The sequence below is a fragment of the Microbacterium sp. W1-4-2 genome, from assembly GCF_058349885.2.
Map to the genome: position 1 here is coordinate 316,537 of NZ_JBYRJC020000002.1, position 18,925 is coordinate 335,461.

Below are 18,925 nucleotides of genomic sequence, written 5' to 3' on the forward strand. Positions count from 1 at the left end.
CGTTGCGCGAGCGGAGCGACCGGCCGTTGCGCGAGCGGAGCGACCGGCCGTTGCGCGAGCGGAGCGACCGGCCGTTGCGCGAGCGGAGCGACCGGCCGTTGAGCGAGCGGAGCGAGACGAAACGCCCGAGACCCCCGCGGAGGCCGCTTCGGCTCGGTCGCGCTGCGCGCGGCCTCGCTCAACGACCGGGTGGGCCCCGTGGCCGTGGTCGTGGCCATGGTCGGCCTCCGCGCCTGCGGGCAGCGTGAAGCTCAGCACGGCGCCCACGAGCACGAGCACGGCCATCGGCACGGCGAACCAGTTCGACGACGGGTTGATGTACAGGCCCAGGCGCCCGGTGGCCCAGAGCCCCAGCGTCGCCACGGCGAGGATCGAGGCGATCCCCACGCCGAGCCATCGGCCGCCCCACGCGTTACGCAAGGTTCACCCCTACTGCGATCGCGAACGCCGTGAGCACGACGACGACGACCATGATGACCAGCGCGGGCGCCCGGAACGTGGTGCGCAGCAGTGCGAGCATCTTCACGTCCACGAGCGGCCCGACGATCAGGAACGCGGCGATCGAGCCGGGCGTGAACGTCGCCGCGAACGACAGCGCGAAGAACGAGTCGACGTTCGAGCAGATCGAGACGATCATCGCCAGCAGCACCATCGCGACGATCGACAGCACCGGGTTCGATCCGATCGCCAGCAGCGCGTCGCGGGGCACCAGCACCTGCACGGCACCGGCGAGGGCCGATCCGATGACCAGCGCGGGCATCACGGCGCGCAGCTCCACGACGAACTGGGCGATGCTGCGCCGGCCACGCGCGTGATGGTCGTGCGTGACGACGTCGCACGTGCGCAGGAACCGGTCGGTCAGCAGACGCTGCTGGTCGGGGTGGCGGCTGAAGATCCAGCCGAGCAGGTTCGCCACGAGCACGCCCCCGGCGAGCCGGGCGACGAGGATGCCGTCGTCGAAGCCGAACGCCTGGTGCGTGGTGATGATCACGATCGGGTTCACGATGGGCGCCGCGATCAGGAACGTGAGCGTCTCGGGCACGCTGAACCCGCGCATCAGCAGGCCGCGCGCGAACGGCACGTTGCCGCACTCGCAGACCGGCACGAGCATCCCGAGGAACGACAGCACGAGCCGGCGCGCCCACGCGGGCCGCGGCATCCATCGCTCGAGCACCCCCGGCGGCACCCACACCTGCACGACGATCGACAGGACGACGCCGACCGCGACGAACGGCAGCGACTCGATGAGCACGCTGATCGCGAGGGTCAGTCCGTCCTGCAGGCGGGTCGGCAGCGCGGGGACGGCGCCGGGCACGACCGCGTACACGGCGAACAGGGCGAGCACGGCGAGCACGCCGATGCCGACCGCGACGACGGGGCGTCGGGTCGAATGCGGGGCTGCCGTGGCGGCCGGCGCGGTCAGGTCAGTGCGGGCCGGAGGCATCGGTCGCCGGGCGCCCGGCACGGGCGCGGTTCGCGGTGCAGTCTGCGCACAAACCGAAGATGTCGACCACGTGCTCGGCGGCCGTGAAGCCGTGGCCCGCGGCGGTGGCCCGCGCCCACTCCTCCACGTCGGTCGCGGCGATCTCGACGGTCAGTCCGCACGAACGGCAGATCAGGTGGTGGTGATGGCCCGGGCTCGTGCACGCGCGGTACAGGCTCTCGCCCTCCGGGCTCTGTAGCGAGTCGGCGTCGCCGGCCGAGGCCATGTCGGACAGGGCGCGATACACGGTGGCCAGGCCGATCCCGGTGTTCTCGTCGCGCAGCGTGGCGTGCAGCGTCTGCGCGCTGACGAAGCCTGCCGCATCGGACAGGGCCTCGCGCACGCGTTCGCGTTGCCAGGTGTTGCGCTGGGCCATGCTTCGAGTGTAGGCGGGCCGCGGCATCCCCACTTCGGCGTCCGCCATCAACGCACCCCGGTCGGCGCGACCGGCAGGCGCCGCTCGGCGACGCGGACTGACACGACGACGATCACCGCCATCGCCACGGCGAAGCCCAGTGCCACCCAGCCCGATCCGATGCCCACACCGCCGTCGGCGATCGGTTTGCCGAGCCAGTCGGCGACCGATGCGCCCAACGGCCGGGTCAGCACGTAGGCGAACCAGAACGCGAACACGCCGTTCCAGCGCAGCACGCGGTAGCCGAGCGCGGGGATCAGGATCAGCACCGCGAACAGCGCGATCGACGGCAGGTAGCCCAGGTGCAGTCCGATCGCGGTGAAGTCGCCGAGCGCCGTGCCCATCGCGAACGTGCCGACCACCGCGGCCCAGTAGAACAGCTCGCGACGGGTCGTGGTGATCGCGTGCACGTCGAGCGTGCGCTCGGTGAGCCACCACCCGGTGAACACCACGGCGAGCACCAGGGCGTACGCCGTGGCGGACACGACGTACGGCAGGCCGATCACGACGTGCACGACGTCGGCCGCCATGGTGCCGAACACGCCGACCATCGCGACGGTCAGCCAGTACACGGCGGGAAGGTAGCGCCGGCGGGTCAGCTGCAGCGCGAGCGCGGCGACGAACAGCGCGAACCCGAGCAGCACCGCCGCCACGGGCGGCATGACGTGGATCGAGAAGTCCGACAGCGCCTCGCCGAGGGCGGTGGAGGCCGCTTTCGCGAGCCAGAAGGCGACGGTGGGGGCGGCGACCGCGCTGACCAGCCGGCGGGAGGGGGTGCCGATGCTCACCAGACAAGAGTGAACGCCGCAGGATAAGAATCCGCAGTGAGCGCGCGGCGGACGCTGGACCCTCCATCGCCGCAATCCATAGGGATTGGGCGAATCCATACGCAATGGGGTATTGACTCGCCCAGTCCCTATGGATTCGGGGCGGGGCGGGACGGGACCGGTCGGTCGAGGGCCGGGTCAGGCGACCGCGGTGCGCACCACGCGCCCGCGACGGGCCCCGGCGGTGCGGCACACGAGGTAGATCACGAACGAGATCGTCGTGATGTAGGGACTGACCGGCAGCTCGCCCATGATCGCGAGCAGGATGCCGCCGACGGCTGCCGTGAATCCGAAGACCGCCGCGAGCACGGGCACGGCGACCGGGCCGGCGGCGATGCGCATCGCGCTCGCGGCGGGGGTGACCACCAGCGCGAGCACCAGCAGCGCCCCGATGATGTGGACGGCCACCGCCACGATCAGCCCGAGCAGCAGCATGAACCCGAGCGACACCCAGCGCACCGGCACGCCGCGGGCGGCGGCGGCCTGCGGATCGAGCGAGTCGAACCGCAGCGGACGCCAGATGAGCAGCAGCCCCATCAGCACGACGAGGCTGATCACGGCCAGCCAACCCAGTTCGGCGTTCTGCACCGTGACGATCTGTCCGGTCAGCAGGCTGAATCGGTTGGCGCTGCGGCCGGGATACAGCGACAGGAACAGGATGCCGAGCCCCAGCCCGAAGGGCATCAGCACGCCGATGATCGAGTTGCGCTCGCGCGCGCGGGCGCCGAGCCATCCGATCACCGCCGCGGCGATCAGGGATCCGACGATCGAGCCGGTCACGACATCCACCCCGACCAGCAGGGCAGCAGCCGCCCCGGCGAACGAGAGCTCGCTGATGCCGTGCACGGCGAACGCCATGTCGCGCTGCATCACGAACACGCCGACCAGTCCCCCGACCAGGCCCAGCAGCGCGCCCGCCCACACGGAGTTCGACACCAGCGCGAGGATCGCCCCGTAGTCGGCGGCGCCGCCGAACATCGCATTCCACACGTCGTTCCAGCTCATACGGGTTCGCCTTCGTGGTGGCTCTCGTGATGGTGGTGGGATGCCTCGGCATCAGGTGCTCCGACGACCACGAGCCGGTTGCCGGCCCGCAGCACGAACACCGCCGCACCGTACAGATCCGTGAGCACATCGCTGCGCAGCACGTCGCGCGGGGCGCCGAGCATGAAGCGACCGCCGGCGAGGTAGAGGATGCGATCGACCTTGCCCAGCACCGGGTTGATGTCGTGCGTGACGAGCATGACCGCCGCCTGGCTCTCGCGCCGGTGCCGGTCGATCATGCGCACCACCGCGTCCTGGTTGGCAAGGTCCAGGCTCGTGAGCGGCTCGTCGCACAGCAGCAGCTTCGGGTCGTCGGCCAGCGCCTGGGCCACGCGCAGCCGCTGCTGCTCGCCGCCGCTGAGCAGGCCCACCGGCCGGTCGGCGTAGTCCGTGGCGCCGGCGGCGGCCAGCAGCGCGTCGACGCGGTCGCGGTCGCCGCGGCGCGGGAACGGCAGCCCGAACCGGTGCCCGTCGATGCCCAGCTGCACGAGGTCGCGCGCGCGCATCGCGGTGTCGGGGGGCAGCGGGCGCTGCTGCGGGATGTACCCGATGCGCCGGTTGCCGGCGGCATGCACGGGCTCGCCGAGCGCGGTGATGCCGCCCTCGCTGAGCCGCTCGAGCCCTAGGATCGCGCGCAGCAGCGTCGTCTTGCCCGAGCCCGACGGGCCGAGCACCGCGATGAGCTCGCCCGGGTTGATCGTGAGGTCGAGTCCCGCCCACAGCTCGCGGCCGTCGCGGCGCAGCGCCGCGCCCTCGATCACGAGGGGAGGGCCGGTGCGGGCGTTCGAGCTCATCGTTCCACCTTAGTGATAACCGTTCTCAGGACATGTGCAGAGACGCTCGCTCCGGGGGTCACCCCAGCGCCCGGGCGAGGGCGGCGGCGTTGCCCTGCATCCACGAGAGGTACGTCCGCCCGTCCGGCACGAGCTCTGAGAACGCGAGCACGGGGGTCCCGGCATCCTTCGCCGCCTGCTGGATGCGCTGGGTCTCGGGTCCGCCCGCCTGCGCGTTGACGATCACGACCTGCGCCTGCCCCGACGAGACGATCTTCAGCGCCTGCAGCAGCGTCGCCGGCGGCACGTCCTGCCCCTCTTCGACCGCCTCGCTGAACGGCGGCGGCGTGAGGTTGCGCAGGCCCGCGGCCCCGGTCAGGTACAGCGGCAGCGGCTCGGTGACGAACACGCCGGCGCCGTCGTGGGTCTTCCGGATCGTCGCGAGCGCGGCCGTGATGCGGTCGATGCCGACCCGGAAGGTCTTGGCGTTCGCGGCGAACGCGGCCGCGTGCGCAGGGTCGAGCTTCGCGAACCGGGCGGCCAGGTCGTCGGCGAGCGCCGACATCGTCGCCGGGTCGTAGAACACGTGCTCGTTGCCGCCGGGGGTGAACGCCTTGGACAGGTCGACGGCCGTGACCACCTGCGCCTTCGAGCCCGAGGCCTTGACCAGGCTCTCCATGAACGGGTCGTACCCGCCGCCGTTCTCGATCACGAGGGCCGCCTCGTTCACCCGCAGCTGGTCGCGGGCGCTGGCCTCGAACTCGTGCGGATCCTGCGCTGACGAGGCGACGAGCGAGGTCACGCGCACGGCGTCGCCGCCGACCGCCTCGGCGATCGAGCCGTACACGTTCGTCGAGGCGACCACGTCGATCCGGCCGTCGTCCGCACTGCTCGACGACGAGCATCCGGCGAGCAGGGCGATGGATGCCGCGACCAGGCCGGCCAGGAGCGCTCGGTTTCTCATGCGCTCCACTCTAAGCCGTAATGAGAATCATTCTCAACTCGCATGCCTGGGCGCCCCTTACCTGTACCCTCGCGGAGAGTTCGAGAGGCCGGCCGCATGCGGGGCAGGCGGGTGCCGGGGCAGGCGGTGCCGGGGCGAGGCCCGGCCCGGTCAGTCCAGGAGAAGGGCGGGTTCCTCGAGGATCGCGGCCACGTCGGCGATGAACCGGCTCATGCCGTCGCCGTCGACGACGCGGTGATCGAACGAGCCGGCCACGGTCGTGACCCAGCGCGGCCGGACGTCGCCGTCGACGACCCACGGCTTCTGCCGGATCGTGCCCATCGCCACGATCCCGGCCTCGCCGGGGTTGATGATCGGGGTGCCGGCATCCATCCCGAACACGCCGATGTTCGTGATCGTGATCGTGCCGTGCTGCTGATCGGCCGGCGTGGTCCTGCCCTCGCGCGCGGTGAGTGTGAGCTTCTCGAGCGCGCGGGCCAGCTCGCGCATCGAGAGGTTCTGCGCGTCCTTGACGTTCGGCACGAGCAGGCCGCGCGGGGTCGCCGCCGCGATCCCGAGGTTGACGTAGTGGCGCACGCGGATCTCGGCGCCGCCCTCGGCGTCGACCCATGCGGCGTTGACCATCGGCGTGCGGCGCACGGCCCAGATCACGGCGCGCGCCATGATCAGCAGCGGCGAGACCTTGATGTCGGCGAAGTCGGGCGAGGCCTTGAGGCGCTTGACGAGCTCCATCGTGCGGGTGGCGTCGACATCGGTCCACACCGACACGTGCGGCGCGCTGTAGGCCGATCCGACCATCGCGGTCGCGGTCGCTTTGCGCACGCCCTTGACCGGGATCGTCTCGGTGCGCTCGTCGGCGGCAGGGGCGGTGGATGCCGCAGCCGGCGCCGCGGCGGCTGCGACGGGAATCGTCTCTTCGCGCACCGTCGACCAGTCGGGGGTCTCGATGTTGCGGAACACGCTCGCCTGCGACGCATGCTTGAGCACGTCGTCGCGGGTGACCTCTCCGACGGGCCCGGACGGGGTGACCGCGGAAAGGTCCACGCCCAGGTCGCGGGCTAGTTTGCGGATCGGGGGCTTGGCCACGACCCCGACCGAGGCGGCGACCGGCCGCTCGGCGGGCTTGCGGCGCCGGGAGGCGACCTGGCCGCCGGTGCCGTAGCCGACCAGCACCGCGCCCTCGGACGCCGGCTCGGGCTCAGGCTGACCGTGCGCGCTCTGCCCGACGGTGACATCGGCCGGCGCCTCGCCGCCTGCGATCGTGATGATCGGGGTGCCGACATCCACGGTCGTGCCCTCGGCCACCAGCACGTCGCCGACGATCCCGGCGAACGGCGACGGCAGCTCGACGAGCGACTTGGCGGTCTCGATCTCGACGAGCACGTCGTTGACCGCGACGGCGTCGCCCGCGGCGACCCGCCAGGTGACGATCTCGGCCTCGGTGAGCCCTTCGCCGACGTCCGGCAGCAGGAAGGTCTGGATGTTCATGTCGTTCCTGTCAGTACGCGAGGGCCCGGTCGACGGCCTCGAGGATGCGGTCGGGGTCAGGCAGGTAGACGCCCTCGAGCTTGGCGGGCGGGAAAGGAGTGTCGAAGCCCGACACGCGCAGCACCGGCGCCTCGAGCGCGTAGAACGCCTCCTGCATCACGGTGGCGGCGATCTCGCTGCCCAGCGACACGAAGCCCGGCGCCTCCTGCGCATAGACCATGCGGCCGGTGCGGCGGATCGAGTCCAGCAGCGGCCCGTAGTCCACCGGCGACAGCGAGCGCAGGTCGACGACCTCGCACGACGTGCCTTCGCCCTCGGCGAGCGCGGCGGCCTGCAGCAGGGTCGTTACCATGGCGCCGTGCCCGACGAGCGTGACATCCGTGCCGCGACGTACGATGCGCGACGCGTGCAGCGGCAGGGCCCGTTCGGCCAGGTCGACCTCGCCCTTCTGCCAGTACTTCGCCTTCGGCTCGAGGAAGATCACCGGGTCGTCCGACACGATCGCGTCCTGGATCATCCAGTACGCATCGTTCGGGGTCGACGGCGAGACGACCCGCAGCCCCGGCGTGTGCGCGAAATAGGTCTCGGGGCTCTCTTGATGGTGCTCGACCGCGCCGATGTGCCCGCCGTAGGGGATGCGGATGACCACGGGCATGCGCAGGGCGCCCTCGTGCCGGTTGGTGAGCTTGGCCAGCTGCGTCGTGATCTGGTCGAACGCGGGGAACACGAACCCGTCGAACTGGATCTCGACCACGGGCCTGAAGCCGGCCATCGCAAGACCGATCGCGGTGCCGACGATGCCCGACTCCGCCAGCGGAGTATCGAGCACGCGCCGGTCGCCGAATGCGGCCTGCAGCCCCTCGGTGACGCGGAAGACGCCGCCGAGCCTGCCGATGTCCTCGCCCATCAGCACGACATGGTCGTCGTCCTCCATCGCCCGGCGCAGGCCCGCGTTGAGGGCCTTCGCGAAGGGCATGGTCTGGGGCGTTTCGACTCGGGGCGTTTCGACTCGGGGCGTTTCGACTCGCTGCGCTCGCTCAACGACCGGGGGCTCGGCGCTCATCGGGTGCCCTCCTCGAAGGATGCCTCGTACTCGGCGAGCCACGCCTTCTGCCGGTCGACCAGTGGATGCGGCTCGGAGTACACGTGGTCGAACATCGTCGACGCGGGGATCGTGCCCAGCGCAGTGGTGCGCTCGCGCACGTCCGCCGCATACGCCGCGGCTGCGGCATCCACCTCGTCGAAGAACGCGTCGGACGCGCCCCGACCGCGCAGATACGCCTGCATGCGCGCGATCGGATCGCGCTGCGCCCACGACGCCTCTTCGTCGGACGTGCGGTACTTCGTCGGATCGTCGCTCGTGGTGTGCGCGCCCATGCGGTAGGTCACGGCCTCGATCGCGCGCGGGCCGGCTCCGCTGCGCGCGTCGTCGAGCGCACGCCGGGTCACGGCGTAGCTGGCGAGCACGTCGTTGCCGTCGATGCGGAAGGACGGGATGCCGTAGCCTGCGCCGCGCTCGGCCAGCGGCACCCGCGCCTGGGTCGCCACCGGCACCGAGATCGCCCACTGGTTGTTCTGCAGGAAGAACACCTCGGGGGTCTGGTAACTGGCCGCGAACACCATCGCCTCGTGCACGTCGCCCTGGCTGGATGCCCCGTCGCCGTAGTAGACGATGACGGCCTCGTCGCGGTCGGCATCACCCGTGCCGCAGCGTCCGTCGAACCCGAGGCCCATGCCGAACCCGGTCGCGTGCAGGGTCTGCGACCCGAGCACGAGCGTGTAGATGCGGGTGTTGCCGTTCGCGGGGTCGGTCGGGTCCCACCCGCCGTGGGTGAGGCCGCGCATGAGCCGGATGATGTCGAGCGGATCGACGCCGCGGATCGTGCACACGACGTGTTCGCGGTACGAGGGGAAGATGTGGTCCTGCGTACGGGCGGCGCGGGCCGAGCCCACCTGCGCGGCCTCCTGCCCGTAGCTCGGCGGCCACAGTGCCAGCTGCCCCTGCCGCTGCAGGTTCGTGGCCTGGGTGTCGAACGCGCGCACCACGACCATGTCGCGGTAGAACTGCTCGAGGTCGGCCTCGGCCAGTCCCTCGATCAGCCCGAGGTACGGCTCGGCGGCGGGGGTGGGTGCGAACGTGCCATCTGCGGAGAGGATCCGCACGATGCCCGTTTCGGTGTCGTCCAGCGTCGTGGCGTCGGTCTGGGTCACCGTTCTACGCTAACCGTCGCGCGGGATGCCCTTCTTCAAGACTGCCGACAATGGATGCCGCGATCTGCAGTACTTTCTCCACAGACTCCTCTTCGCCGACCGAGATGCGGATGCCGTCACCGGCGAAGGGGCGCACGATGCAGCCGGCCGCTTCGAAGGCGGCCGCGGCATCCATCGTCTGCGCGCCGGTGGCCAGCCACACGAAGTTGCCCTGGGCGACCGGGATGTCCCAGCCCTGTGCGCGCAGGGCGTCGGCGAGCCGGTCACGGCGGGCGGCGATCGTGCGCACCCGCTCGAGCAGCTCGGTCTCGGCGTCCAGGCTGGCCAGCGCCGCCTCTTCGGACTGGGCCGTGACCGACAGCGGCACGGCAGTCGAGCGGGCGGCGTCGAGGATGCGGCGGTGCCCGATCGCGTAGCCCACGCGCAGTCCCGCGAGCCCGAACGCCTTCGAGAACGTGCGCAGCACGACCACGTCCGGGTGGTCGTCGCGGCCGAGCTTGACCAGGCCGTCGACGGCGTCGGGGTCGGTGACGAACTCGGCGTACGCCTCGTCGAGGACGACGAGCAGGTCGCGCGGCACCTTGGCCAGGAACGCCTCGAACTCGGCCTGCGTGACGATCGGACCGGTCGGGTTGTTCGGGCTGCACACGATCACAGCGCGGGTGCGATCGGTGACCGCGGCGGCCATCGCATCGAGATCGTGGCGGGCGCCTTCTTTCAGCGGGACCTCGACCGGGGTCGCCCCGGCGATGAGGACGAGGCCCGGGTACGCCTCGAACGACCGCCACGCGTAGACGACCTCGTCGCCGGGGCCGGCGGCGGCCAGCATCAGCTGCGACAGGATCGACACGCTGCCGGCGCCGATGTGCACCTCGTCGGGCAGCACGCCGTAGCGCTCGGCGAGCCGCTGGCGCAGACGGGCGGCCGTGGCGTCCGGATACCTGTTCACCCCCACGGTGCGCCGCAGCGACTCGACGACGCTCGGCAGCGGCTCGTACGGGTTCTCATTGCTCGACAGCTTGAACGCGTCGGCACCGGCCTGCTTGCCCTGCTTGTACGGCGGAAGGGCTGCGATCTCGGGGCGGATGCGCACGGGAACGTCTTCGGTCACGATCCCGAGTCTACGAGGATGCCGCGACCCGGCGTTCACCCACGGTGAGGCCGGTTGGTCAACCTCCCGCCCGGCGCGGCGGGTGCATGACACACTTGCCACATGCGCTTCCTCATCCGTGTGGTGATCAACGCCTTCGCGATCTGGGTCGTGACCCTGATCCCCGTGCTGCAGGTCTCGGTGCTGCCGATCAAGGTCGGCTGGGACCGCACCGTCTCGTACATCGTCACGCTGCTGATCGTCGCGGCGATCTTCGCGATCGTGAACACGATCATCGGCACGGTGATCAAGATCATCGCCCTGCCGCTGTACATCCTGACGCTCGGCCTGATCTCGCTGGTGATCAACGGGTTCCTGCTGTGGCTGACCGCCTGGCTCACGCACTGGTGGAGCTGGGGTCTGCGCGTCGATCACTTCTGGTGGGGCGTCGTCGCGGCCCTGATCATCACCGTGATCAACTGGTTCTTCGGCATCTTCCTGCGCCCCGCGCGCAGGCGCTGAGGGCGCAAGCACGGACCCCGACCCACCGATTCGCGATACCATTATGGTATGGCCATGACGGTGCGGATCCCCGAAGAGCTCGACGCGCGACTGGACGCGATCGCCGCGGCCGAGCACGTATCGAAGCACGCTCTGCTGCTGCAGGGCGCACAGCTCGTCGCCGACCGGCACAGCCGCGCCCGGCAGATGGATGAGGCTCTCGACTTCGTGCTCGCACACGATGCCGCGCTGCTGGAACGCCTCGCCGACGCATGACGCAGTATCTGACCCTCGACGATGCACTCCAGATCACACGGCGTCTCGGCTTCCACGTCCGTGACGTCGGACTCCTGGCATCGGCACTCGCCCGGCCTGCGGCATCCATGCTCGGCACGGATGCCTATGCCGCACTCGAGCTCAAAGCGGCGGCGCTGCTCGAGTCGATGCTGCGCAATCATCCGCTGATCGACGGCAACAAGCGCACCGGCTGGTCGGCGATGGTCGCCTTCCTGTGGATCAACGGATTCCGGCACGATTTCGACACCCACGCCGCGTTCGCACTCGTGGTCGGCGTCGCCGACGGACGCATCGACCTCGACTCCGCAGCGCAGTCGATCCGGGCGCACATCGCGCATCGTTGAGTTCAGCGTCGCGTCGAGCGAGGTGCATTCAAGGGAATAGATCCCTCGGCGCGGACGCTGTGGTCAGCGTGACAGACGTGTTCGATGGGCGGATGCTGTCGGTCGTCGTGATCGGCGCAGGGCAGGCGGGGCTCTCCGCGGCGTATTACCTCGCAGCGCGTGGGCTGGTGCCGTGGAAGGACTTCGTCGTCCTCGACGCGAACGACGGCCCCGGCGGCGCGTGGCGCCACCGCTGGGACACCCTGACCTTCGGCCGCGCGCACGGCATCCATCCCCTGCCGGCCGGACCGATCGAAGAGCCCGATCCGACCGAGCCCGCGAACCGGATCGTGCCGCGCTACTACGGCGCGTACGAGGAGCGCTTCCACCTGCCGGTGCTGCGCCCGGCGCCGGTCGCCGCCGTCACGCGCACCGACGACGGGTTCGCGATCGAGACATCGCAGGGGCGGGTGGAGGCGGCATCCATCGTCAACGCGACCGGCACGTGGGACAGCCCGTACCTGCCGTTCTACCCGGGCGCCGACCGGTTCGAGGGCGCGCAGCTGCACACCCGCGGCTATCGCTCGGCCGAGGACTTCGGCGGGCAGCGCGTGCTGGTGGTCGGCGGCGGCACGTCGGCCGTGCAGTTCATCCAGGAGCTGCACGCGCACGGCGCCGACACGGTCTGGACCACGCGGCGCGCGCCGCAGTGGGTCGACCGCGCGTTCGACCCGGACTGGGGGCTCGAGGTCGAGCGCTCGGTATCGGCGCGCACCCGCGTGGGACTGCCGCCGCTGTCGGTATCGGCCGCGACGGGCCTGCCGCTGAACGATCTCTATCGGCGGGATGTCGCTTCGGGCCTGCTCGTCAGCCGCGGCACGCTCTCGGGGTTCACGGCGCACGGCGCCGTGCTCGACGGGCCGGGGCCCGACGGCGCGGGCTTGCCGACGCAGGGCGCCGCCGATGCGTTGATCGACCCCGCATGCGTCGAGCGGCTGCCGGGGCAGGCGGTCGAGGCGACCTCCGCGCTCTGGGAGGTGCCGGTCGACGCCGTGCTGTGGGCGACGGGCTTTCGCGCGCACATCCCGCATCTGCGGCCCCTCGCGCTGCGCGAGTCCGGCGGCGGCATCCTGATGGGCGACGACGGGGTCACCGTCGAGCGCGTGCCTGGGCTGTTCCTGGCCGGGTACGGCGCTTCGGCGTCGACGCTCGGCGCCACCCGCGCGGGTCGCAAGGCCGCGATGGCCGCGCTGCGCTTCGCCGCGCAGCGGCCGGCGAACGTGGATGCCGCGGCCGCGGCATCCGTCGCCTGAGACCGGGCTCGCCCCGCCTACTCCTGCACGTGCGGGGGCCGGTTCTGCCGCGGGTGCAGGCGCACGCCCGGCAGGGCCGGCGCCGGCAGTCGGTCGAGCCCGTCGGGGTCGTGGCCGACGTAGCCCTCGACCCGGCCGAAGCGGTCGGCGTGATCCTGCCACTCCCGGCGGTAGCGGGCGATCTCGTCGGAGTCGCGGCCGACGAAGTTCCACCACATGATGATCTCTTCGTCGAACGGCGCTCCGCCGATGAGGACGAGCCGCGCGGGCTCGGTGCCCTCGTTGCGCAGGTGCACGATGCTGCTGCCGATGCCCGTGTACCCGACGGTCGCGCGCGGCACGGTGACACCCTCGAGCGTCACATCGCCCGCGTCGACGAGCACCCCGTGCTCGAAGCCGGGATCGACGTCGAGGGCGAGCAGAGCGCCGGGATCGAGGCGGATCTCGGCGCCGACCAGCGGCGAGTGCACGTCGACCGGCGAGGTCTGCCCGAAGAGTGTGCCGAGGAAGACGAGCGCCGATCCGCCCTCGAAGGTGAGGGCTTCGGGGGCGTAGTGCTGGAAGCGTCGCGGCAGCGTCTCGCGCACGGCATCGGGCAGGGCGACCCACAGCTGCACGCCGTGCAGGACGGTGGTGTCGTCGGTCGAGACCTCGGAGTGGCAGATGCCGAAGCCCGCGGTCATCAGGTTCATCTCGCCCGGCAGCACCCGGCCGACGTTGCCACCCGAGTCGATGTGGTCGATGGCTCCTTCGAAGAGCCAGCTGACGGTCTGCAGCCCCGTGTGCGGGTGGGGTGCGACATCCATGCCGCCGGTCGTCGAGACGTCGTCGGGTCCGTAGTGATCGGCGAAGCACCAGGCGCCGATCATCGAGCGCTGCCGCTGCGGCAGGGTGCGGTGCACGGTCATCGCGCGCGGGCCGCCGAGCGGCACATCGCGCGCCTCGATGATCTCGACGGCCACGCCGTCGGCACACTCGGATCGCGGGCCGGGCAGGCCGCCGTCCTGGCAGACGACCTCGTCGGGGTGCACCTCGGTGTTGCTCATGCAGTCATCCTCGCCTGTTTCGGGCAGCGATGGGTCACGCGGATCGCCAGGGTGCGCCGCGACCGCCGTCCACGATGACCGTGCGCAGACGCTCACCAGCTGATGCGACATAGCCATCAGCTGGTGAGCGTCCGCAGCACAAGCCGCCGGGCGACGGTCGGCCGCTGTGGGCAGGGCCGGCCAGGCCGCTGTCAGACGGCGACGGCGACCGGGGCGACGGCGGGCTCGGTGGCCGCCACGGCGACCCGACGCCCGACGAAGCGCTTGAGCAGCACGAGCAGCACCGCCGTGACGATCGTCCCGGCGACCAGCGCCAGCAGGAACCCCCAGATCGGTTCGATCGCGAAGAACACGAAGATTCCGCCGTGCGGGGCACGGGATGCCACGGCCAGCGCCATGCACAGGGCGCCGGTGACCGCACCTCCGACGAGGTTCGCCGGAATCACCCGCAGCGGGTCGGCGGCGGCGAACGGGATCGCGCCCTCGGAGATGAACGACGCACCGAGCAGCCACGCCGCCGCGCCGTTCTCACGCTCGACGGTGGTGAAGCCGCGACGGTACAGCACGGTCGAGGCCAGCGCCATGGCCAGCGGCGGCACCATGCCCGCGCACATCACGGCGGCCATGATGTGCATGCTCGCCGGTGTCTGGGATGCGAGCCCTGCGACGGCGAACGCGTAGGCGGTCTTGTTGACCGGGCCGCCCAGGTCGAAGCACATCATCAGGCCCAGGATGACGCCGAGGCCGATGGCGCCGGCGCCGGACAGGCCGTTGAGGAACTCCGTCATGCGCGCCATGAGCCAGGCGATCGGCCCGCCGAGGATCAGCAGCATGAGCCCGGACGAGATCGCCGAGGCCAGCAGCGGGATGATCACGACCGGCATGAGTCCGCGCAGCCAGCGGGGCACCGCAGGCTTGCCGATGAGATGGGCCGCGTACCCGGCGATGAGGCCGCCGACCAGGCCCCCGATGAAGCCGGCGTTCATGAACACGGCGATCGAGCCGGCCACGAACCCGGGGGCGATGCCCGGCCGGTCGGCGATCGCGAAGGCGATGTATCCGGCCAGCGCCGGCACGAGAAAGCTCATGCTGATGTTGCCGATCTCGAACGAGATCGCACCGAGGTAGTAGATGAGGCCCTGGGGCGGCAGGCTCCAGATCGCGTAATGCTGCAGGGTGTAGACGGCGTTGTTGACCCCGGCGTCACCGTGGGCGAGCGCGATGCCGTATCCGGCCAGCAGGAACCCGATCGCCATGAGCAGACCGCCGCCCGCGACGAACGGGATCATGTAGCTCACGCCCGTGAGCAGGATGCGCTTGATGCGGGCGCCGCCCGATTCGGCGGGCGCGTCTGAGGCGGCCTTCGCGGCCGCGCCGGTCACGCGTTCGGCGCGGGGGTCGGATGCCGCGGCCACCGCCTGGTCGATGAGGTCCTGGGGATGCTCGATCCCGGCCTTGACCGAGGCGCGCACGACGGGCTTGCCGGCGAAGCGCTGCGGTTCGCGCACATCGACGTCGACCGCGAAGATCACCGCGTCGGCGGCGGCGATGACGTCGGCGGGCAGGGCCTTGTATCCGCTGGATCCCTGCGGTTCGACGACCAGGTCGACGCCGGACTTCTTGCCGGCGGCGGTCAGGGCGTCGGCGGCCATGAAGGTGTGGGCGATGCCGGTCGCGCAGGCCGTGACGGCGACGATGCGGGTGCCGGTCGCCACCGCCGGCGCGTCGGCCTCGGCGGTGCCGACCGTTCCGGCCGGGGAACCGGCATCCACCCCTTCCTCGCCGATGGCGACGCGCACGAGGTGTGCGACGTCGGCGGGGGTGTGCGCGGCACGCAGTCCGTCGGTGAACTCGTCCTGCATGAGACTGCGCGCGAGCTTGGACAGGACGGCGAGGTGGGCCTCGGCCGCGTCGGCGGGCGCGGCGATCAGGAACACGAGGTCGGCCGGACCGTCGTCGGCGCCGAACTCGACGCCGGGCGTCAGCCGGGCGAACGCGAGCGAGGGCTCGGTGACGGCCGGGCTCTTCGCGTGCGGGATGGCGATGCCGCCCGGCAGCCCGGTCTCGTCCTTCTGCTCGCGCGCCCAGGCGTCGGCGAACAGCGCGTCGGCGTCGTTCGCCCGGCCCTGGGCCGTCACGCGCTGCGCGAGGGCCCGGATGACCGCGGCCTTGTCCGCGCCGAGATCGGCGTCGAGGCTCACGAGCTCTGGGGTGATTGTGTGGGACATGATGACCTCCGTCGGTCAGGTGAGAGTCAGATCCGGGTGACGGCGATGTCTGCGCGGGACAGGTCGCCGGGTCGCGGCGCCAGGGTTCCGGGCAGGGATGCCGCGGCCGACCCGTGCCGGATGGCCGAGGTGAGGCGCTCCGCCGCGTCGCCTCCGGCGGTTGCGGCCAGCAGATAGCCGGCGAGAGCGGCGTCGCCCGCGCCGACCGTGCTGCGCACGCGGGTGGCGGGCGGCACGGCGGCATGGGCGCCGTCGGCCTCGACGAGCACGGCTCCGCTGCCCCCGAGGGTGACCAGGACGGCGCCGACTCGGTCGGCCACCAGCGTCCGTGCCACGCACGCGGTGGCGGTCGCGAGTCCGTCGGGTACCGGGGCGTCGACCGTGTGGTTCAGCGTCGTCCCGGTGAGCTCGGCGAGCTCATGGTCGTTCGGCTTGATGAGGTCGGGTCGCGCATCGTCCACGACCGACTGCAGCGCCGGGCCCGAGGCATCCACCGCGATGCGCGGCGCCGCATGCCCCCACCGATCCCGCACCGCATGGATGAGCGATGCGTAGAAGTCGTCGGGGACGCCGGGCGGCAGGGAGCCTGCCAGCACGACCCAGTCCGCTGCCTCGGCGGCGGCCACGACGGCGGCCTGCAGCGCGGCGAGGTCGTCGGCGGACGGGGTCGCGCCGGGCAGGTTGAGCTTGGTGGTCACGCCCGCCGGGTCGGTGATCGTCACGTTGGCCCGGCAGTGTCCGGCGACCGGCACCGCGCGCACGGCGAGGTGCTCGGCCGCGAGCACGGCACGGTACGGATCGTCGGCGGCGAGCGGAAGCACGGCGAGGGTCTCGACACCGGCTGCCGCCAGCACGCGTGCGACGTTGATGCCCTTGCCCCCGGCGTCTTCGCGGGTGGATGCCGCGGCCTGCACGGCGCCGGGCTGCAAAGGCGCATCGAGCACGATCGTGCGGTCCAGCGACGGGTTCACGGTGACGGTGACGATCATGCGACCCACACCTCGACTCCCGCATCGTCCAGGGCCGCGGCCAGGGGGCCGGTGGGCGCCGTGTCGGTGACGAGCACGTCGATGTCGTCGAGGGCGGCGAAGCGCACGAGCGACTCGCCGCCGAACTTGCCCGAGTCGGCGACGACGACGACGCGGCGTGCGGCGTGCACGAGCGCTTCTTTCACGGCGGCCTCTTCGGGGTCGGGCGTGCTCAGCCCGAACGACGCCGAGATGCCGTTCGTGCCGACGAACACGACGTCCGGGCGCAGGGAGGCGATCGCGCGGACCGTGCCCGCGCCCACCGCGGCCGCGGTCACGCCGCGCACGCGCCCGCCCACGACGGTCAACGCGATGTGGTCGGCGGCCGCCAGACCGGGCGCGAGCGTCAGCGAGTGGGTCACCACGTCGGCGGTGCCGCCCGTCGCGGCCAGGCGCGCGGGCAGAAGCTCGGCGACGGCCGCGGTCGTGGTGCCGGCGTCGAAGAACACCGAGCCGCGGAAGCCGTCGGCGAGCACGTCCAGTGCACGGGCGGCGATTGCCGCCTTGGCCTGCATACGACGGTGCGAGCGCTCGGTGACGGTGGGCTCTGCGGTGCTGTGGCCGCCGTTGGGCACGGCACCGCCGTGCACCCGGCGCAGCGCTCCGGTGCGCTCGAGGGAGTCGAGGTCGCGCCGCACGGTCTCGGTGGTCACGCCGAAGCGGTCGGCCAGCTCTTGAACCGCGACACGCCCGTCGGCGCTCAGCAGCCTTTCGATGAGCTCCTGACGCTCCGTTGCATACATCGCCGCCTCCCTGGGGTTTCCCACACATTACAACAGATCCCAACACGAAACAAGAGTTGTTTTATGTGGGATTGGCGAATGGTCGATCCCGCACGTTCGCCGATTTCGGCATCGACGCACCGAACCTCGGGTTCGTGCGCGTCGATGAGACGGGGTCGGTCGAGTTCTCGCTCAGCCTCGAGCGCTGCGCGTGCTCAGCCGCTCGATCGCGCCGGTGACCAGGTCGGCGAAGCGCGGCCAGTCCAGCTGCAGCGCGACGTCGGCGCGGAAGTCCCCCGGGCTGCTGCCGTGGCGCATCGCCGGCACGTCGGCGAAGTCGACGACCGTCATGCCGCGGGTCCATTCGCCGCGCAGCTCGACGCGCACGTCGGCCTTCGCGGTGGTGAACACGGTCGGGTCGATGACGGCGGCGACGCAGCACGCGTCGTGGATGGGTGGATGCTCGAACCCGAACACGGTGCGGTAGGTATCGCCGAAGAACTGCCAGACGTCGAGCACGAACCCGCTCACCGGGCCGTCGATCGCGCGCACGCGGTCGTGCAGCTCGGCGGTCGCCAGGGCCTGATGCGTGAGATCGAGGCCGACCATCGTGACGTCCCACGCGCCGCGGAAAACGGCCTCGGCCGCCTCGGGGTCCACTGCGATGTTGAACTCGGCGGCGGGCGTCGTGTTGCCCCGGGTGTAAGCGCCGCCCATCACGACGATCCGCGCGACCCGATCGACGATCGCCGGCTGCGTGCGCATCGCGAGCGCGATGTTGGTGAGCGGCCCGGTCGCCACCAGGGTCACCGAGCCCGGCTCGTGCGCCATGACGGTGTCGATGATCACCTGGACCGCGTGGCGCTCATCGAGCTCGAATGCGGGCGGCGGCAGTACGGGGCCGTCGAGGCCCGAGTCGCCGTGGATGTCCTCCGCCACCCGCTGCGGTTCGACCAGCGGCCGATCGGCGCCGGCGGCGACGGGCACCTGGATTCCGGCGATCGCACACACCGACAGCGCGTTGCGCGTCACCTTCGGCAGGGTCTGGTTGCCGGCGACCGTGGTGATGGCGAGCAGGTCGACCCGTGGGTCACCGGCCGCGAGTAATATCGCGATCGCGTCGTCGTGCCCCGGATCGCAGTCGAGGATGACCTTGCGCATGGTGCATCCAG

The 18,925-nt window shown here is 71.4% G+C and carries 19 protein-coding genes and 1 pseudogene; 4 read left to right on the top strand and 16 right to left on the bottom strand.

What is annotated here, in order from left to right; translation table 11 throughout:
- From AC3RX0_RS09350 to AC3RX0_RS09400, 11 genes and pseudogenes are all read right to left on the bottom strand, one after another.
- Positions 1-420 (bottom strand): annotated as a pseudogene (locus AC3RX0_RS09350) (hypothetical protein); the annotation flags it as partial.
- Positions 413-1,444: a permease gene (locus tag AC3RX0_RS09355; protein WP_491505708.1), complete on the bottom strand. Its 1,032-nt coding sequence runs from the start codon at positions 1,442-1,444 to the stop codon at positions 413-415. The gene AC3RX0_RS09355 and the pseudogene AC3RX0_RS09350, both read right to left, overlap by 8 nt.
- On the bottom strand, positions 1,425-1,859 hold the full coding sequence (locus AC3RX0_RS09360) for a Fur family transcriptional regulator (protein ID WP_491505709.1): 435 nt from the start codon (positions 1,857-1,859) through the stop codon (positions 1,425-1,427). The genes AC3RX0_RS09355 and AC3RX0_RS09360 overlap by 20 nt, the downstream gene beginning before the upstream one ends.
- A gap of 47 nt (positions 1,860-1,906) precedes the next feature.
- The gene (locus AC3RX0_RS09365; RefSeq protein WP_491505710.1) at positions 1,907-2,686 is read right to left on the bottom strand and encodes a COG4705 family protein; all 780 of its coding nucleotides are present in this window, start codon (positions 2,684-2,686) and stop codon (positions 1,907-1,909) included.
- A gap of 177 nt (positions 2,687-2,863) precedes the next feature.
- Complete coding sequence (locus tag AC3RX0_RS09370; protein WP_491505711.1) at positions 2,864-3,730, bottom strand: metal ABC transporter permease; 867 nt, start codon at positions 3,728-3,730, stop codon at positions 2,864-2,866.
- Positions 3,727-4,563 (bottom strand): metal ABC transporter ATP-binding protein, encoded by an 837-nt coding sequence (locus AC3RX0_RS09375; protein WP_491505712.1) that lies wholly within the window; start codon positions 4,561-4,563, stop codon positions 3,727-3,729. Before AC3RX0_RS09375 ends, AC3RX0_RS09370 begins: the two co-directional genes overlap by 4 nt.
- A 58-nt stretch (positions 4,564-4,621) precedes the next feature.
- The gene (locus AC3RX0_RS09380; RefSeq protein WP_491505713.1) at positions 4,622-5,506 is read right to left on the bottom strand and encodes a metal ABC transporter solute-binding protein, Zn/Mn family; all 885 of its coding nucleotides are present in this window, start codon (positions 5,504-5,506) and stop codon (positions 4,622-4,624) included.
- Between the two features lie 150 nt (positions 5,507-5,656).
- Positions 5,657-6,994 carry a dihydrolipoamide acetyltransferase family protein gene (locus tag AC3RX0_RS09385; protein WP_491505714.1) on the bottom strand — a complete coding sequence of 446 codons (1,338 nt, stop codon included), beginning with the start codon at positions 6,992-6,994 and terminating at the stop codon, positions 5,657-5,659.
- A 10-nt stretch (positions 6,995-7,004) separates the two neighbouring features.
- Positions 7,005-7,970 carry an alpha-ketoacid dehydrogenase subunit beta gene (locus AC3RX0_RS09390; protein WP_491505715.1) on the bottom strand — a complete coding sequence of 322 codons (966 nt, stop codon included), beginning with the start codon at positions 7,968-7,970 and terminating at the stop codon, positions 7,005-7,007.
- Positions 7,971-8,053: 83 nt separating this feature from the next.
- On the bottom strand, positions 8,054-9,205 hold the full coding sequence (locus AC3RX0_RS09395) for a thiamine pyrophosphate-dependent enzyme (protein WP_491505716.1): 1,152 nt from the start codon (positions 9,203-9,205) through the stop codon (positions 8,054-8,056).
- Positions 9,206-9,209: 4 nt separating this feature from the next.
- Positions 9,210-10,316 (bottom strand): histidinol-phosphate transaminase, encoded by a 1,107-nt coding sequence (locus AC3RX0_RS09400; protein ID WP_491505717.1) that lies wholly within the window; start codon positions 10,314-10,316, stop codon positions 9,210-9,212.
- A 102-nt stretch (positions 10,317-10,418) separates the two neighbouring features.
- Here AC3RX0_RS09400 and AC3RX0_RS09405 point away from each other — a divergent pair, with 102 nt between their 5' ends.
- From AC3RX0_RS09405 to AC3RX0_RS09420, 4 genes are all read left to right on the top strand, one after another.
- Positions 10,419-10,817 carry a phage holin family protein gene (locus tag AC3RX0_RS09405; protein ID WP_491505718.1) on the top strand — a complete coding sequence of 133 codons (399 nt, stop codon included), beginning with the start codon at positions 10,419-10,421 and terminating at the stop codon, positions 10,815-10,817.
- Positions 10,818-10,871: 54 nt separating this feature from the next.
- Entirely contained in the window at positions 10,872-11,072 is a 201-nt protein-coding gene (locus AC3RX0_RS09410) for a ribbon-helix-helix protein, CopG family (protein ID WP_491505719.1), read from the top strand.
- Positions 11,069-11,437: a type II toxin-antitoxin system death-on-curing family toxin gene (locus tag AC3RX0_RS09415; protein WP_491505720.1), complete on the top strand. Its 369-nt coding sequence runs from the start codon at positions 11,069-11,071 to the stop codon at positions 11,435-11,437. Before AC3RX0_RS09410 ends, AC3RX0_RS09415 begins: the two co-directional genes overlap by 4 nt.
- A 68-nt stretch (positions 11,438-11,505) precedes the next feature.
- Positions 11,506-12,729: an FAD-dependent oxidoreductase gene (locus AC3RX0_RS09420; RefSeq protein WP_491505721.1), complete on the top strand. Its 1,224-nt coding sequence runs from the start codon at positions 11,506-11,508 to the stop codon at positions 12,727-12,729.
- A gap of 17 nt (positions 12,730-12,746) precedes the next feature.
- Here AC3RX0_RS09420 and AC3RX0_RS09425 read toward each other — a convergent pair whose 3' ends face one another.
- The 5 genes from AC3RX0_RS09425 to AC3RX0_RS09445 all read right to left on the bottom strand — a co-directional run bounded on the left by AC3RX0_RS09425 (position 12,747) and on the right by AC3RX0_RS09445 (position 18,914).
- On the bottom strand, positions 12,747-13,775 hold the full coding sequence (locus AC3RX0_RS09425; protein WP_491505722.1) for a pirin family protein: 1,029 nt from the start codon (positions 13,773-13,775) through the stop codon (positions 12,747-12,749).
- A gap of 191 nt (positions 13,776-13,966) precedes the next feature.
- Positions 13,967-16,003, bottom strand: coding sequence for a PTS fructose transporter subunit IIABC (locus AC3RX0_RS09430; protein ID WP_491505723.1), 2,037 nt, complete (start codon positions 16,001-16,003; stop codon positions 13,967-13,969).
- A gap of 26 nt (positions 16,004-16,029) precedes the next feature.
- A complete protein-coding gene (locus AC3RX0_RS09435; RefSeq protein ID WP_491505724.1) occupies positions 16,030-16,992 on the bottom strand; it encodes a hexose kinase in 963 nt (320 codons plus the stop codon).
- Positions 16,989-17,774 carry a DeoR/GlpR family DNA-binding transcription regulator gene (locus AC3RX0_RS09440; protein ID WP_491505725.1) on the bottom strand — a complete coding sequence of 262 codons (786 nt, stop codon included), beginning with the start codon at positions 17,772-17,774 and terminating at the stop codon, positions 16,989-16,991. Before AC3RX0_RS09440 ends, AC3RX0_RS09435 begins: the two co-directional genes overlap by 4 nt.
- Positions 17,775-17,945: 171 nt before the next feature.
- Positions 17,946-18,914, bottom strand: coding sequence for a nucleoside hydrolase (locus AC3RX0_RS09445; protein WP_491505726.1), 969 nt, complete (start codon positions 18,912-18,914; stop codon positions 17,946-17,948).
- Between the last annotated feature and the right edge of the window lie 11 nt (positions 18,915-18,925).

Excerpts from the sequence above, each read along its gene's own strand:
- AC3RX0_RS09355 (WP_491505708.1), bottom strand. The coding sequence starts at position 1,444 with ATGCCTCCGGCCCGCACTGACCTGACCGCGCCGGCCGCCACGGCAGCC.
- AC3RX0_RS09360 (WP_491505709.1), bottom strand. The coding sequence starts at position 1,859 with ATGGCCCAGCGCAACACCTGGCAACGCGAACGCGTGCGCGAGGCCCTG.
- AC3RX0_RS09370 (WP_491505711.1), bottom strand. The coding sequence starts at position 3,730 with ATGAGCTGGAACGACGTGTGGAATGCGATGTTCGGCGGCGCCGCCGAC.
- AC3RX0_RS09375 (WP_491505712.1), bottom strand. The coding sequence starts at position 4,563 with ATGAGCTCGAACGCCCGCACCGGCCCTCCCCTCGTGATCGAGGGCGCG.
- AC3RX0_RS09380 (WP_491505713.1), bottom strand. The coding sequence starts at position 5,506 with ATGAGAAACCGAGCGCTCCTGGCCGGCCTGGTCGCGGCATCCATCGCC.
- AC3RX0_RS09385 (WP_491505714.1), bottom strand. The coding sequence starts at position 6,994 with ATGAACATCCAGACCTTCCTGCTGCCGGACGTCGGCGAAGGGCTCACC.
- AC3RX0_RS09390 (WP_491505715.1), bottom strand. The coding sequence starts at position 7,970 with ATGCCCTTCGCGAAGGCCCTCAACGCGGGCCTGCGCCGGGCGATGGAG.
- AC3RX0_RS09405 (WP_491505718.1), top strand. The coding sequence starts at position 10,419 with ATGCGCTTCCTCATCCGTGTGGTGATCAACGCCTTCGCGATCTGGGTC.
- AC3RX0_RS09410 (WP_491505719.1), top strand. The coding sequence starts at position 10,872 with ATGACGGTGCGGATCCCCGAAGAGCTCGACGCGCGACTGGACGCGATC.
- AC3RX0_RS09415 (WP_491505720.1), top strand. The coding sequence starts at position 11,069 with ATGACGCAGTATCTGACCCTCGACGATGCACTCCAGATCACACGGCGT.
- AC3RX0_RS09425 (WP_491505722.1), bottom strand. The coding sequence starts at position 13,775 with ATGAGCAACACCGAGGTGCACCCCGACGAGGTCGTCTGCCAGGACGGC.
- AC3RX0_RS09430 (WP_491505723.1), bottom strand. The coding sequence starts at position 16,003 with ATGTCCCACACAATCACCCCAGAGCTCGTGAGCCTCGACGCCGATCTC.
- AC3RX0_RS09435 (WP_491505724.1), bottom strand. The coding sequence starts at position 16,992 with ATGATCGTCACCGTCACCGTGAACCCGTCGCTGGACCGCACGATCGTG.
- AC3RX0_RS09440 (WP_491505725.1), bottom strand. The coding sequence starts at position 17,774 with ATGTATGCAACGGAGCGTCAGGAGCTCATCGAAAGGCTGCTGAGCGCC.
- AC3RX0_RS09445 (WP_491505726.1), bottom strand. The coding sequence starts at position 18,914 with ATGCGCAAGGTCATCCTCGACTGCGATCCGGGGCACGACGACGCGATC.